Below are 13,831 nucleotides of genomic sequence, written 5' to 3'. Positions count from 1 at the left end.
AGCCGGCTATCGTCGGTCTTGTAACGTCAAGCGGAACAGCGCGTTGGTCTCGGAAAATGGGTTTCGACTGAGCAAGAATCGTAGATCGCGTTAAATGTTGCGTAAACACCGACTACCCTAGCGGGCTAGTTGGCTCGTAAGCTCACGGTGATGAGCGCCTGATCGTTTCGGACATCGCATTTGAGCCGGTAGATTCGACCTGCTTGTACGGCCAGCGTTTTCTTGGGTCTACGACTCGAAAACCCTTTAAAGCAATAGACTTGAATTTCATACTCTCCAGGCAGGAGATGAATTTCGCTGGGGTAGTCCGTAAAACCCGGCCAGCCAAATTCCTTCCGTTCGCCGGAGCCGTTGGGTTCAATCTTCGAATAGCCGATTATGGTCGTATGATAAGCATCGGCAAACGGGGAGCCCACAACACTTTGGATTACCGCAATCTCGTCTGGTCCCAGACTGTCGCCCGCATATTGCTTGGCCGGCGTCATAAAACCACATGAACAGAGCATGGACGCGGCAATTGTTGTCATAACATTTTTCATGAGAATTAGCCTTGTCATTGGCGTGAAAACCTAAAGCAGATCCAACTAATCGTTAAAACAACAACCGATAACGATAGAAAGCAAGGTTTCACCGCGCCTCCTTTTAATCGATAGGCCTTAGTGATGCATACGGCATCGAATGTCTTATAAAATTCGTAACTTGTCGTACCTTCGGTATTAGCTGCTCTAATTAATTGTTTTATAAAACAGCAAGGTCAAAAAACTTCCGCCAAACAGCCGTCTTGAACGGATGCGGATACCCGAAAACCAGGCTATCGACTACATGAGTGGGCGACATTATCGGAAGCGCGGCGTGGCGGCGGAACCCTACCGGAGTAGGGTGTTGGGACACGCCGGCTATTGTTAAGATGTAATCATTTTGCATGTTTTAGCGACAGCCTTGTTCGGCGGAGAATGCCGAACGAGACTGTCGACCATTGGGGAGAATTGAATGTGACAAATTCGGCAAGCGCGTTGGTTATCGACGACCACCCGCTGTTGGCGAGCGGCATCGCCGATTTTTTGCTATCGCATTGCGGCTTTGGTCAGGCGCGGCCGGTGTCCAGCATCGCCGAGTTTTGGGAAGTTCTCGATACCGCCCAGCCGCCGTCGTTGGCCGTGGTGGATTTTTGGCTGCCGGAAGGTGCGTCGCTACCCTTACTCGTGCAAATGAAACGGCAATGCCCAGCGACGCGTTTGCTGGCCATCAGCGCGGACGACAATTCGGCCGTGTCGGGCAAGGTGCGCGAAGCCGGTGCCGACGGTTTTCTGCACAAGCAGGAAGCGCCGGATATTTTCGGCCGCGCCGTGGCCGCGTTGCTGCGGGGCGACACTTGGTTTCACACCGGTCCATTTGCCGCGACCGGTATCAATCAGCCGCTCAAGGAGCTGCCGGTCACCGCCGCCGAGCTGGGTCTGACCGCCCGTCAAGGCCAGGTACTGGCGATGATGTTGAAGGGCTTGCCCAACAAACGCATCGCCTTGAACCTGTCCTTGTCCGAACAAACCGTCAAAGAGCACGTCACCGGTATTCTGGAACGGCTGGGTGCTCGCAATCGGATCGAGGTGATTACCATGCTGCGCGGCAGAAAACTGGAAGGTTCGTAATGAAGTCGGCACTCTCTGATTCAACTGCCGCCGACCCTTTACGTTTTGCAGACATCAGTTCCGACGGTCAGGCGCGCTTGTTGGATATGACCTTAAACCGCTTGGTCTACAGCATTACCATTATTCCTTTCGTCGGTTTGCCCTTCGCTTACTGGAAATACCAACTGGACCGGAACCCCTGGGGTTTGTTGATGTGGACCGCATCCTACTCGATTGCCGTGGTCGCGGTTCGGCGGCTGCATCGCCAATATCTGCGCGATCGCGCGCAACTCGATCCGGCGCTCGCGGTGGCCGAATGGTTGCCGGTAGTCCTGAGGACGGCGCTGCTGCACGGCTTCGGGTTGACCGCATTGGTGTTGGTCGTCGCCGGCCGGGTGCCGTTCGAATTCGCGTTGACGCTGTACATGAGCTTGGCGGCGGTGATGGCGGCCAACGCTACCCATCAATCGCCGGTATTCAGCGCCTTCAAACGCTTCTTCGCCGCCAGTTGGGGCGTTTGTACGCTGCTGACGCCGTGGACCTTTCCCGAGCACTGGCCGTTGACGCTACCCTTATGCCTCAGCTACGTATTGTCGATACACCGCCATTCGTCGATTGCCCACGGCTTTTTCTTGCAACAGATCAAACTGGAGGAAGATAGCGCCAGACTCGCGGAAAGTTACCGTCTGGCCATGGAGCAGGCCGAGGAAGCGCTACGGGCCAAAAACCAGTTTTTGACCACCGCCAGCCACGATCTGCGCCAGCCGGTACATGCGATGGGGTTCTTGATCGAATCCATCTCTCGTCGCAACCGGGATTTGCTGCTCAGTCCGGCCTTGCAAGACCTCAAGCAGAGCGTGCAATCGGTGACGCAGATGTTCAATTCGCTACTGGACCTGTCGCGCATCGAACTGGGCGCCCAGCCCGTCAATCTGCAAACCGTGGCGCTGGAACCGATGATGAACGACGTTGCCACCTTGTTTCGCGAGGAAGCCCATGCCCGCGACATCCAATTGCGGGTGCGCGTCGGTGCCGGTAACGCGCTGGTGCGGGCCGACTCGACTTTGTTACGCCAATCCATGATTAATCTGATGCAGAACGCGCTGCGCTACACCCAACACGGCGGCGTGTTGCTGGCGGCGCGCCGACGCGGCGGCGGCTGGCGAGTGGAAGTGTGGGATACCGGCGTGGGCATTGCCGAGGACGACCGCCAACGCATCTTTTCGCCGTTCTTCCGGCCCGAGCACGCTTGGCGCATCGACAACGCCGGCCACGGCCTGGGGTTGGCGGTGGTAGCAAGGTGCGCCGATCTGATGGGGGCCAGTCAAGGCTTGAGTTCGCGGGAAGGCAAGGGCTCGCGGTTTTGGTTGCAATTGCCGAGCGCCGACATCGTCGAACGGCGCGCGGCGACCCGCGACCGCGATTTTTCGCCGGCCGGGCGGGGCGGGGCCTTGAACGGACGCTGCCTGGTGTTGGACGACGAGCCGCAAGTACGCGGCGCCTGGCAAGCCATGTTGGCGGCGTGGGGCGTGGAAACCGTCTGCGTCGGGTCCGGCGGCGAGGCCTTCGCCGCGCTGGCCGGCGGCTTCGAACCGCGGGTGATTTTTTGCGACCAGCGCTTGCGCTCCGGCGAAAGCGGTTTCGAACTGCTGCAAGCCTTGCTGGAACGTTGCCCAGCCGCTGTCGGGGCGATGATCAGCGGCGAATTCGACTCCCCGGCGCTGCATCAAGCCGACCTGGAAGGTTATGTCGTGTTGCATAAACCGGTCGATCCCGAGGCGCTGTACGCCTTGTTGAGCCGCTGGCTGCCGGCGGCCGATGCGGTAGACGCCGAATAGCCTTTCGCATTTCAAATTTCGGCGCGTCCGCTCCCTCGCCCACGGAGCGTGTCGTAAAAGCCCCGGTGGAGGCCGTCGTAAAAGTCGAAACAGAACCCTCCTCGCGGGAGAGGGCAGGGTGAGGGGGATAAACCCAAAGGTGAAGTGCGATGACGACGGCGACGGATATTGCCGGGCTGGCGCTGACGGCATGATCTCCGCTATTCCCGGTTCGCGGCTTGGTGCCGCGCGGAATTGCCGTTGTTGGGCAGCTTGCTCCGGGAAAGTGGCATGCAATTGGCTGACGGATTTCCAAGCGCCGGCTGCCGTCCGGCCAACATTCGCGTCAGACCGGACGATCCGCAAGTCCATTAACCGGAGCTCACTATGAACATTGCCACGATCGGGCAAACCCTTGCCGCCTATACCGCCCAAGCCGGCAACAGCCGGCCGGCCAACGTAACCAGCCGCGAAGCGGGCGCAACGCCGGTCGCTGCGAACGCAACGCGTACGGTCGATCTACGCAACGTGTCGCTGAACGAAATCAACTCGCTGATCAAGGCCGGCGTGGACGGCTTGCTGGACATCGCGCCGATGATGCACGGCAACCTGTTCGCAAACGCCGATCCCCAAGCCCAGGCTGACGTCAAGATCGATTATCTCGGCCAAATCGAAGGCGCCATCGCCTTCGACAAAAGCCGAGGCACCAATACCGATTTTCTGGAATCGGTACTGACCAAACTGAAGCGCATCGACGGCATGCCGTTGCCGGGTGGGTTGGACGAGCGGGTTTGATGGTGCGGGCTTTACACTATTGAAATTACGACGGCGGCCGACATGCGGGGCCGGCAATGGGAGGCGTAATCAATCGCCTAACGATCATGAAAGCGTGTCTGCGTCGAAGAGTGAAAGTTCTTCGAGTGGTAGTCGTATTCGCTTCAGCTGGGGGGCTTCCGATTCCAAAGAATCCGTCGTTTATGAAATCAGGACTAAATCCGAGTACGGCTTTTTCTGATTCTCGACAGGCCAAATAAGCTGGAGCCAAGGAGTATTCCGGCCGGCGGTATCGGCACCGGTGTCAGCGTCGAGGTGGTACTGGCATTTAAAAAAGCGCCGCCGGCCGGATTGGCAAACTTGTCCAGGTCAAGCGAATTGATGTGTCCGATTAAGTCAACGGAACCCGTATTGCAATTTGGCCCGATACCGTCGGGGCAGTAGCCGTAATCGTATACCCGTACGCTACCCATGGTGGTAAACGTACCTCCCCCTGGTTGACCCACGGTAAAGTAATCGGCCTCCACCATTGGATCGGCGGGAAAAGTAAGAGATTGATTGGTATCTAGGCGGATACGACCATTGAACATGTGATTGTCCAAGGCAGCGTCATTGGAATGGGTGGTCAGGGTAAAGTCTAGAAATGCCAATGAATAGAACATGCCATTGGTGTAAGTTATGCTGCCCAGTTTGAAGGAGTTTTCAGGACCAAGGCCAGCCACCTCCATCGGGCTACCGCTGAAGGAAAACTCATTCATGCGCGCTGTCGGAAACCGGTTTGGGTCGTATCCGAAGCTGACTGAATTTCCCGATAGGGCGACGGTTATGCTCGAGGGGTTATTAATAGCACTCGCACACGTGGGATCGCCTCCGCAAACATCAATCGGTGTGCCATTGACCGACAGTTGATTGTTGAAGGTCGCGGCTGCACTGGCGAAGCCGCCCATCGTGAATTGGGTAAAGTTCGCCGTTACTGTTACGGAACTGGCATAGCTGCCCGCCGTTGCGGTGGTAAGCGCAAGCGTCGCTAGAATTAGGGATAATTTCATGGTCGATATGTCTCTTAAAAGGCTCAGCGATATAGAAGGCAATGCGGCAATTGCCGAAGGCGAATGCAACAAAATGGGAATTTAAAAAGCTGAACTGTGATTATCAGCCTGGCAAGTATGGTCAGACGGATAACCTTCAGCGCTGAAAAGAACAACTTCAACTGATGTTTTGCCGACGCTTCAAACTGATTAACCCAAGCAAGCCGGAACCGAACAGCCAGATTGCACCGGGTACGGGTAATGCGGCTGAATTGCCGAATCCCGCTTCAGTTTGCAAGCTGTACCCAGGATGGGCTTGCAGCCAGACCGGGTCGATGTAGAAGTAGGGATCCATATAAACCGACGCTTGACCCTCACCTTCTCCGGCAAACCCTTGGACGCTGGCCGTCATCAACGACTTGAAAGTCGTATTCGCCTGGACATAAATCTCGTAAACAAACGAAGTCGAGAAGCTATCGTCATTGTTTTTGCCAAACTCATTCCCGAAATTGGCATGGTAGTTATAATCTCCGGTTGATGCGTGATAGTGGGTATAAGTAGAAGTCGCCGCATCGGCCTGTGAATCGAAAACCCCATTTGCCTTAACATCTTGCAAGTCGAGATAACTCTTAATCTCTCCGCCAAAGCCAACACCACTGGTCTTATGGCCGTATGTCGTACCTGAGACAAAAAAAGGAACATAGCCACCTGGACCAGTGACGTTGACAAGATACTCGATTGTGCCTGAGCCCGAGAAGCTAGCGGTTAATCTTTCCTCATAGTCCCAATGATGAGGTCCGTTAGCAGCCGAAACCGCATAGCCTTGCAGCGATATTGTCGGCACGACATTCGTGTAGATGGAGCCACTGACCCCCGCGTGGTTGCCTCTTTCACCCACCACGTCACCGGTATCATAGTAACCATTGGCTACATCGCCCCAATTGCCAGGCGTCTGAACACTGTTAGTGATATAGGTGTGAGTGGGACCTTCATAGATATAATTTTCAGCTGAAGCCTCAAAACCTATTGCAGCATAACCGGCATGAGCCGCGGATATAGCGGAGCAGCTCAGCGCGGCGAGCAGCATTGAATTGAAGAGTATGGCTTTGCTTTGCATATTGCCCCCTTGGGCGTTTTTTACAAAAATATCCCAGCTGAACGCAATCGGCGAACTGGGGTTTATGGGTAATTTAAGACCCGCTGATTTTCGCCTTACCGGCGCGAGATCACGAGGTTCTCTGCAATACACACAACGAAAAACCTTTGCGTTGTGAACACGAACACATTCTTCTGCTTACAAGCCTCTTTGTCTAGCCAGTCCTGTCCCGTGAAGACGGGACAAATCGTAATGTTTTACCTGGGAAACGATCACCTGGGATGCTGTTGGGTGATAGACTCAAACCATGAGTCATTCTGTTCTTATCGTCGAAGACGACCCGCAATTCCGCGCGACGTTTGCTGATGCCATTGCTAGTGCCGCCGATTTGCGTTTGGCGGGCGTTGCCGACGATTTGTCGGAGGGACGTCGCCTGCTGGAGCAGACTAAACCCGACGTGCTGTTGGTTGATATTGGCCTGCCCAGCGGTAGCGGCATCGAATTGATCCGCTGGGCCCGGCAGTTTTTGCCACGCTGCGATGTGATGGTGATCACCGTGTTTGGCGATGAACGCCATGTGCTGCAATGTATCGAGGCCGGTGCCACGGGCTATTTGCTGAAAGGTGCGAGTAGCTTGGATATTGTCGAACAGATTCGGGCCTTGTATCAGGGCGGCAGCCCGATTAGTCCGGCGATAGCCCGCCAGTTGTTGATCAAACGCTTTCAGAACAACAATGGTGAATCCTTGGAGGCGCAGCGCTTGTCGGCTCAGGAGCGCACAGTATTGGAAATGAGCAGCAAGGGCTATAGCTACGAAGAGATTGCCGGCTTGATGCAGTTGTCCGGCAACACAGTCGGCACTTACGTCAAACGCATCTATCTGAAATTACAGGTCCACAGCAAGAGCGAAGCGATTTATGAAGCCCGCAAGTTGGGGCTGTTGCGTGATTGAATCGAATGCGGTCGGTTTAGAGGAAAGCCTTAGAGAACGAACCCGTGTCGATGCAGTCGCCTTATTTTTGGCGCACTGGCGCATGTCTTTACTGGCGGTATCGCTGCTGACCATGGCCGTGCTGTATGTCTGGGGCGAGTATTGGCCACCGCATCTAAAATTGGTTTGGTGTGTGGCGGCCTTTGGCAACTATTTAGCGCAATCGTTTGTGTCTTGGAAGATGGAAACCGAGGAATCCTTAGTTAAGGCGATTCCTCGCTATATGCCGTGGCTGTTGTTTTCGATCACGGTTAGCGGCGTAGTCTGGGGTTCGCTGCCTTGGCTGTTGTCTCCTCCAATACCGACGGTATTTGCTTACGTCAGTCTTTTCAATTTGATGCTGGTGTTTTGTGTGGTCAATTCGCCCTGCACACGAAAGATGCTGATTTGCGCAGTGCTTCCGGTTATGTTGCTAAACACCTCGGCGCTAGCCTTCCGCAGCGAGTTGATCTATTCCAGCTATTTCCTGGTCGTAATAAGCTTGGTTCTTTTATATGGTTTGCGGGTGCAAGCGGCTATCCACACCACCATGACCGAGCGCCATCTTGCCAGGGATCTTAACGAAGCATTGACCCAACAACAGAAGCAATTGGTGGCTGTCGAGCGTGAAAACGCCTTGTTGTTGGAGCGGCAACGTTTGATGTATGACATGCACGATGGCTTAGGCTCGACGTTACTGGCTACCCTCTGCGCTATTGAACGTGACAATCTGCCGCAATCATCCGTCATTGAAGCCTTGCGTGGCTGTGTGGATGACCTGCGCTTGGTGATCGATTCACTGGAGCCGATGGAGCATGATCTGGTTACTTTGCTAGCGACGGTCCGTTATCGCTTGGGGCCGCGCCTGACAGATGCCGGCCTCACGTTGGACTGGGACATCCATGATTTACCGGAACTGCCCTGGCTGGAACCGCCCGATGCGCTGCATGTACTGCGGTTGGTGCAAGAAGCGTTAGCCAATGTGCTTAAGCATGCTCGCGCCGATCACGTTCGATTGGCCACCCGCGCTTCGGAAGATCATGTCGAAATTCATATTGAAGACAATGGCTGTGGATTCGATTTAAATACCGTCCCATTGGGGCGTGGATTACGCAACCAGAATCGGCGTGCGGAATATTTAGGGGGTGAATTTAAGATCGATAGCGCGCTCGGACGCGGGACATGTCTCACGCTGTTGCTACCTGTTTTGAGATACTAGGGGTAAGATCAGTCAAGGTAAATTCAGCCTACCGAACTGGTTGCGTCAGGCCGAGCCGCAGACATTCCAAGGATATTACCTGTGGCTGGGCAGCGTCGCGGGTTCTGTCGTCGGCGTAGTGTGTCGCCCGAATGGTGCGGCCTCGATTCCCGGAAATTGCAGGATATTGGGTGTGCTATGCGCGTCGCCCTCCGCCGCCAGAATAGTGGGTTGACCCGCGTGCCTCGGCGATAAAGGTTCGTCACGATTTGTCCTACCGCAAAAGGGTTTGTGGTTGGGTGGACTTTAAATAGCGTTAAGCCAAACGTGGGCAATTACGGTGTAATTGCCGCGACTTTGTCGGTGTTCGATTGGGACGGTTCCATCAAACGACGCCGCGATTTTGCCGGCGCTCAATCCGGTAGGCGAACCGCGCCAATCGTTAGGTTTTGGTTCTAAGGCGCCCCCGGATCACTCAAATGCGCATACGCCGGAAAGGTTTGCAGGCGGTTGTCGTCCAGCGGTTCGCCGACGGTGAAGTGGTAGAGGCTTTGCCAAACGTCGTTTTGCAAGCCCAAGACGCCGTGCACGGCGTCGTCGAAGAAGCAGCCGATGCCGGTGCCGCGCACGCCGGCGGCTTCGGCTTCCAGATATAAAATCTGGCCGAGCAGGCCGCATTCCCAAAACAGCCGCCGGTAGCGCCAGGCTTCGGTGTTGACGTTGGCGGCGAAGCGGGCCAACATCCCCAGGCTGAAGGCGCTGTCGCTGGCAATCGGTTGGTGGCAGGATAGGGTTTTCGCGGCTTGGCGGACGTTGCCGGCGGTCAGCAAGTAAAACTCGAACGGCGCTTCGACGCGCTGCCAAACGTAGTCGGCGGAGCAGACTTGTTTCAGCGCGTCGAGTTCGCCGGCGCGCGGCAGACAGTACAGTCCGGGTTCCAGGCCGTCCACCCGATGTACGAAGAAGAACAATTGCACTTGCGCCGGCCAGTTCCAGGCCGTGAACGGCGGTTTGGCGCCGGGCAGCAGTGCGGCGAGGATGCGGTAAAAATCGGCGAGCGGCAGCGGCGCCGATTTGCCGTTAAAGTGTTGGGCGCTGCGGCGGCCCCGAATCAGCCGGCTGGCCGAATCGTCACGGCTGGGCGCGGGCAGGTCGGCGGCCGGCCAAGTTTGCCGCTCGGGCGGCGTCGGCGGTTTCAACGCGTGTTCGGCGACTTCGTCGACCACCGGCCAGCGGTAAAAATGCCGGCCGCTCAGCCGACCGGTTTTGCCGAACCATTCCGCCGTTTGCAGGCAACCCGACAAAGCGGCCGGATCGAAATCGGCCGTGCTTGGCGCGTCGGTGTGAATGCGACAAAACAGGTCGGCCGCTTCGCGCTCGTTGGCGACGAAGTCGTCGGCCCGATCCAGGCCCAGCCAAGCGGCGATGTCGGCGTCGCCGGCCTCGCTCAGCAATTCCACGCGCCAGCCCAGCCCGGCGGCCGCGTAGCTCAGCGCCGCTAGCGCATGGCCGATGTCGTGCTGGCAGTAGCGGAAGGCGCGTTCGCCGTATTTCCAGGCTTCCCGCCAATGGATGGACGACAAGCCCAGGTACAGCGCCGGCTCGCAACCGTCCGCGCTAAACGCCGCCCGCCGTTCCAGCGCGTGGTCGTGGCTGACGTAGTGGTAGACGCCGGGGCTAAGCAGCTTGTGGTCGGTGCTGACCAGATAGGCTTCGGTCGGGTGCAGGTTGCCGCTGGACGGATTGCAACGCAACGACCAGCGGTCCGGACCGAATTGTTTCCAGGCCGATAAGCCGAAGGCCAGTTCCATCAATAGTCCGACATTTTCCAGTGAGACGGGCCGAGGGGCTATGGCTTCGGGGCGGTCCAACTCAGCAAAGCGGCACGCCAACTCAGCGCCGGGTAACGGTAGTTTGACGATATCGCAATCGGCAAAACGCCGAAACGGGCTGGGCTGGTCGTCCCAGTCCAGCGACTCCGGGCCTTTGGCGTAGGCGTTGAGTTGGTGTTTGGTGCGGTTGTGGTACGCAATGACGGCGGTGGCGTTGGGCATGGGGCGGTAAGGGCTCGGTTCGGTTAACGAGTGGCGATGAAAGTCATGCGGCGCGGAATCGCCAATCCGGTGTCGGAACGCCGTCAATCGCGGCCGGAGCCGCTGCTACGCCGATGTATTTCATTCGCCGGTACGATATGGAATGGTTGCGGTTCAGTGATGGGTGACCGCTTCGGCCTCCGATTCCGGCACGACCAAGTCTTCGCTCCAGCAGCCTATCGGGCGGCCCAAATTCATTTCCTGGTCCTCGAAGCGCACCAGAAAAACGGTCAGCGACGGGTCTTCCTCGACGTGGCCCTTCATGACGATCACGCCGCGAGCGCCGGCTTCGGCCAGGACCGCGCCTTCCTCGCCTTCCGGCATGCTGCCGTCGTCTATGATGCTATGAGCCGCATAAACCACGTCGCCCAAATCCAAATCTTCTACGTTCATTTTTTTCTCCAATCTTGTTTGTAGCAAAGCCGACAAATAGGCCGGCATTGTTGCGAAACGGCTCGCGGAATCGAGGTTTTCGGCGGCCTGCTATCCAGCAAAATCAGCCTTTTTGCCGAAATTGGCGGGCATGGCATGCTGGTTGCATTAACGAGTTACAAGATCAATGCCAAACCGTTCTCAGGAGACTCAAGAACATGATTACATTAACAGAAAGCGCAATTAAGGCCGTGGGTCGTTTTATCAGCAGTTCCGACAAGCCGACCGGCGGACTGCGCATCGAAGTTACCGATGGCGGTTGTTCCGGTTTGTCTTACGGCTTGCGATTGGAAGCCAAGGAAAATCCCGATGACAGTATTATCGATTGCGGCGAAGTCAAAGTGTTTGTCGATCCACTCAGCTTTCCAAAACTGGACGGCATGTCGATCGATTTCGTCGATAGCCTGGAAGGCTCCGGGTTCAAGTTTACCAATCCCAACGCAGTGAAGAGCTGCGCCTGCGGTTCGTCGTTCACTACCGGCGACAACGGCGGTGCTCCTAAATCCTGTTCTTAAGTTTGCGAGGTTAAAGTCATGTGGGATTATTCAGATAAAGTTAAAGATCATTTTTTCAACCCGAAAAACGCCGGCGCGGTTGCCGATGCCAACGCGATTGGCGAAGTCGGTTCGATCAGTTGCGGCGACGCGTTGCGTTTGACCTTGAAAGTCAATGAAGATACCGAGGTCATCGAAGATGCCGGTTTCCAAACCTTCGGTTGCGGTTCGGCGATTGCCTCTTCTTCGGTGTTGACCGAAATCATCAAGGGTTTGACGCTGGACGAAGCGTTGAAAGTGACCAACCAAGATATCGCCGCCGAGCTGGACGGCCTGCCGCCGGAAAAAATGCACTGCTCGGTGATGGGTCGCGAAGCCCTGCAAGCGGCGGTCGCCAACTATCGCGGCGAAGAGTGGAAAGACGATCACGAAGAAGGCGCGCTGGTCTGCAAATGCTTTGCTATCGATGCGGTGATGATCGAAGAGATGGTGTGGGCCAACAAATTGCGTACCGTCGAGGACGTGACCAACTACACCAAAGCCGGCGGCGGTTGCGCGGCTTGCCACGAAGACATCGAAGCGATTCTGGAAAAAGTCCTGAAGGAACGCGGCGAGACCTTCGATCCGAACGCCGCGCCAATCGCTAAACCGGCACCGGTGGTCGCCGAAAAAGGTCCGATGACCAATTTGCAACGCATCAAGAAAATCGAGGAAGTGATCATGTCCTTCCGTCCGCAATTGATGGCCGACGGCGGCGACGTCGAGTTGGTGGAAGTGGTCGACAAAACCGCTTACGTCAACATGACCGGCGCTTGCAACGGTTGCCAAATGTCGGCGATGACCATCGCCGGTATTCAGCAAAGGCTGATGGAAGTCATGGGCGAATTCATTAAAGTCGTGCCGGCTTCGCAAATGCCTAAACTGGTGAGCATCCAGGAGGCGGGTCATGCCTGATATATATCTGGATAACAACGCAACCACCAAGGTGGATAGCGTGGTCGTCGATGCGATGATCCCGTATTTCACCGAACAATTCGGTAACCCGTCGTCGATTCACCGCTTCGCCGACGGCGTGGCGCGGGGCATTAAAAAAGCCCGTAGCCAGGTTCAGGAACTGTTGGGCGCCGAGCACGATTCCGAGATTATCTTTACCTCGTGCGGTACCGAGTCGGATTCCACCGCGATTCTGTCGGCGATCAAGTGCCAGCCGAATCGTAAGGAAATCATTACCACCACGGTCGAGCACCCGGCGATTTTGAATCTGGTCGAAAATCTGGAAAAAGAAGGCTACACGGTACACCGCTTGCCGGTGGACAAATGCGGCCGACTGAATCTGGATGCCTACCAAAAGCTGTTGTCCGACCAAGTCGCGATCGTGTCGGTGATGTGGGCCAACAACGAAACCGGCACGATTTTCCCTGTCGAAAAAATGGCCGAAATGGCTAACGCGGCCGGTGTGATGTTTCACACCGACGCGGTGCAGGCGGTCGGCAAGATTCCGATGATGTTGCAGGACACCAAAATCGACATGCTCAGCCTGTCCGGCCACAAGCTGCATGCGCCTAAAGGTATCGGCGTGTTGTATTTGCGCCGGGGCACCCGTTTCCGTCCGTTGTTGCGCGGCGGTCATCAGGAGCGCGGTCGGCGGGCCGGTACCGAGAACACCGCATCGATTGTCGGTCTCGGCGTGGCTTGCGAGTTGGCGATGCAGCACATGGAGTTCGAAAACGTTCAGGTCAAGGCGATGCGCGACCGCTTGGAAAAAGGCATCGTCGAGGCGGTTCCGCATTGTTTCGCGACCGGCGACCTGGAAAACCGTTTGCCGAACACCACCGACATCGCGTTCGAATACATCGAGGGCGAGGCGATTTTGATGTTGCTGAACAAGGCGGGCATCGCGGCTTCGAGCGGTTCGGCCTGTACTTCGGGCTCGCTGGAGCCTTCTCACGTGATGCGGGCGATGGATATTCCTTACACCGCCGCTCACGGCACGATCCGCTTTTCGTTCTCGCGCTACAACACGATGAGCGATGTGGAAGAAGTGTTGAAGGTAATGCCTAACATTGTCGCAACTTTGCGGAAACTGTCGCCGTATTGGGACAGCGTCAACAATTGCCCGGTGGCCAATCCGGAGCAGGCGTTTCAACCGACTTACGCCTAAGTTCGGCCGGCGTGGCGGCTGGTTCCGCTGCTCCCATCAAAACCCCAGCCGTTGGCGAAAGCCGCGGCTGGGGTTTTTTGCGTTTCAGGCGATAGTTCTACTTTGTCAGATTTGAGCAACGCCGTCATGCCCGCCGGGAAGCG

13 protein-coding genes are annotated in these 13,831 nt (G+C 56.4%); 8 read left to right on the top strand and 5 right to left on the bottom strand.

Annotated features, from left to right (window positions below; translation table 11 throughout):
• Positions 1–125: 125 nt before the first annotated feature.
• On the bottom strand, positions 126–539 hold the full coding sequence (locus tag ACQE3D_RS20640) for a hypothetical protein (RefSeq protein ID WP_313730652.1): 414 nt from the start codon (positions 537–539) through the stop codon (positions 126–128).
• A gap of 453 nt (positions 540–992) precedes the next feature.
• On the opposite strand from ACQE3D_RS20640, the gene ACQE3D_RS20635 reads away from it, so the two are divergent.
• The 3 genes from ACQE3D_RS20635 (at position 993) to ACQE3D_RS20625 (ending at position 4,237) form a co-directional block, all read left to right on the top strand.
• The gene (locus ACQE3D_RS20635) at positions 993–1,646 is read left to right on the top strand and encodes a LuxR C-terminal-related transcriptional regulator (RefSeq protein WP_071156053.1); all 654 of its coding nucleotides are present in this window, start codon (positions 993–995) and stop codon (positions 1,644–1,646) included.
• Positions 1,646–3,463: an ATP-binding response regulator gene (locus tag ACQE3D_RS20630; protein ID WP_313730653.1), complete on the top strand. Its 1,818-nt coding sequence runs from the start codon at positions 1,646–1,648 to the stop codon at positions 3,461–3,463. The genes ACQE3D_RS20635 and ACQE3D_RS20630 overlap by 1 nt, the downstream gene beginning before the upstream one ends.
• 366 nt (positions 3,464–3,829) lie before the next feature.
• The gene (locus tag ACQE3D_RS20625) at positions 3,830–4,237 is read left to right on the top strand and encodes a hypothetical protein (protein WP_313730654.1); all 408 of its coding nucleotides are present in this window, start codon (positions 3,830–3,832) and stop codon (positions 4,235–4,237) included.
• A 194-nt stretch (positions 4,238–4,431) separates the two neighbouring features.
• On the opposite strand, the gene ACQE3D_RS20620 is transcribed toward ACQE3D_RS20625, so the two are convergent.
• Both ACQE3D_RS20620 and ACQE3D_RS20615 read right to left on the bottom strand, forming a co-directional pair.
• On the bottom strand, positions 4,432–5,265 hold the full coding sequence (locus ACQE3D_RS20620; RefSeq protein ID WP_313730655.1) for a hypothetical protein: 834 nt from the start codon (positions 5,263–5,265) through the stop codon (positions 4,432–4,434).
• A gap of 157 nt (positions 5,266–5,422) precedes the next feature.
• Positions 5,423–6,361: a hypothetical protein gene (locus ACQE3D_RS20615; protein ID WP_313730656.1), complete on the bottom strand. Its 939-nt coding sequence runs from the start codon at positions 6,359–6,361 to the stop codon at positions 5,423–5,425.
• Between the two features lie 286 nt (positions 6,362–6,647).
• On the opposite strand from ACQE3D_RS20615, the gene ACQE3D_RS20610 reads away from it, so the two are divergent.
• On the top strand, positions 6,648–7,292 hold the full coding sequence (locus ACQE3D_RS20610; RefSeq protein WP_313730657.1) for a response regulator transcription factor: 645 nt from the start codon (positions 6,648–6,650) through the stop codon (positions 7,290–7,292).
• Entirely contained in the window at positions 7,258–8,529 is a 1,272-nt protein-coding gene (locus ACQE3D_RS20605; protein WP_313730658.1) for a sensor histidine kinase, read from the top strand. Before ACQE3D_RS20610 ends, ACQE3D_RS20605 begins: the two co-directional genes overlap by 35 nt.
• Before the next feature lie 434 nt (positions 8,530–8,963).
• Here ACQE3D_RS20605 and ACQE3D_RS20600 read toward each other — a convergent pair whose 3' ends face one another.
• Entirely contained in the window at positions 8,964–10,562 is a 1,599-nt protein-coding gene (locus ACQE3D_RS20600) for a SagB/ThcOx family dehydrogenase (RefSeq protein ID WP_313730659.1), read from the bottom strand.
• Between the two features lie 153 nt (positions 10,563–10,715).
• Positions 10,716–10,994, bottom strand: a complete 279-nt coding sequence (locus ACQE3D_RS20595) for a nitrogen fixation protein NifZ (protein ID WP_064031155.1) — start codon at positions 10,992–10,994, stop codon at positions 10,716–10,718.
• A gap of 197 nt (positions 10,995–11,191) precedes the next feature.
• Between ACQE3D_RS20595 and ACQE3D_RS20590 the strand changes: the two genes are divergently transcribed.
• The 3 genes from ACQE3D_RS20590 to nifS are packed head-to-tail and all read left to right on the top strand — an operon-like array spanning position 11,192 to position 13,688.
• On the top strand, positions 11,192–11,548 hold the full coding sequence (locus tag ACQE3D_RS20590; RefSeq protein ID WP_064031129.1) for a HesB/IscA family protein: 357 nt from the start codon (positions 11,192–11,194) through the stop codon (positions 11,546–11,548).
• 18 nt (positions 11,549–11,566) lie between these two features.
• Positions 11,567–12,481 (top strand): Fe-S cluster assembly protein NifU, encoded by a 915-nt coding sequence (gene nifU, locus ACQE3D_RS20585; protein ID WP_064031130.1) that lies wholly within the window; start codon positions 11,567–11,569, stop codon positions 12,479–12,481.
• Positions 12,474–13,688, top strand: coding sequence for a cysteine desulfurase NifS (gene nifS, locus ACQE3D_RS20580; RefSeq protein ID WP_064031131.1), 1,215 nt, complete (start codon positions 12,474–12,476; stop codon positions 13,686–13,688). The genes nifU and nifS overlap by 8 nt, the downstream gene beginning before the upstream one ends.
• Positions 13,689–13,831 lie beyond the last annotated feature (143 nt).

Source organism: Methylomonas sp. MS20 (assembly GCF_050275925.1).
In the GTDB taxonomy this organism is placed as follows: Bacteria; Pseudomonadota; Gammaproteobacteria; order Methylococcales; family Methylomonadaceae; genus Methylomonas; species Methylomonas koyamae_A.
Note: the sequence above shows the minus strand (reverse complement) of the source record. Positions and strands in the feature narration are given on the sequence as shown.

Bases quoted from the DNA above. Each gene is read 5' to 3' on its own strand.
- ACQE3D_RS20640 (WP_313730652.1), bottom strand. From the start codon at position 539: ATGAAAAATGTTATGACAACAATTGCCGCGTCCATGCTCTGTTCATGT.
- ACQE3D_RS20630 (WP_313730653.1), top strand. From the start codon at position 1,646: ATGAAGTCGGCACTCTCTGATTCAACTGCCGCCGACCCTTTACGTTTT.
- ACQE3D_RS20625 (WP_313730654.1), top strand. From the start codon at position 3,830: ATGAACATTGCCACGATCGGGCAAACCCTTGCCGCCTATACCGCCCAA.
- ACQE3D_RS20620 (WP_313730655.1), bottom strand. From the start codon at position 5,265: ATGAAATTATCCCTAATTCTAGCGACGCTTGCGCTTACCACCGCAACG.
- ACQE3D_RS20615 (WP_313730656.1), bottom strand. From the start codon at position 6,361: ATGCAAAGCAAAGCCATACTCTTCAATTCAATGCTGCTCGCCGCGCTG.
- ACQE3D_RS20610 (WP_313730657.1), top strand. From the start codon at position 6,648: ATGAGTCATTCTGTTCTTATCGTCGAAGACGACCCGCAATTCCGCGCG.
- ACQE3D_RS20605 (WP_313730658.1), top strand. From the start codon at position 7,258: ATGAAGCCCGCAAGTTGGGGCTGTTGCGTGATTGAATCGAATGCGGTC.
- ACQE3D_RS20600 (WP_313730659.1), bottom strand. From the start codon at position 10,562: ATGCCCAACGCCACCGCCGTCATTGCGTACCACAACCGCACCAAACAC.
- ACQE3D_RS20595 (WP_064031155.1), bottom strand. From the start codon at position 10,994: ATGAACGTAGAAGATTTGGATTTGGGCGACGTGGTTTATGCGGCTCAT.
- ACQE3D_RS20590 (WP_064031129.1), top strand. From the start codon at position 11,192: ATGATTACATTAACAGAAAGCGCAATTAAGGCCGTGGGTCGTTTTATC.
- nifU (WP_064031130.1), top strand. From the start codon at position 11,567: ATGTGGGATTATTCAGATAAAGTTAAAGATCATTTTTTCAACCCGAAA.
- nifS (WP_064031131.1), top strand. From the start codon at position 12,474: ATGCCTGATATATATCTGGATAACAACGCAACCACCAAGGTGGATAGC.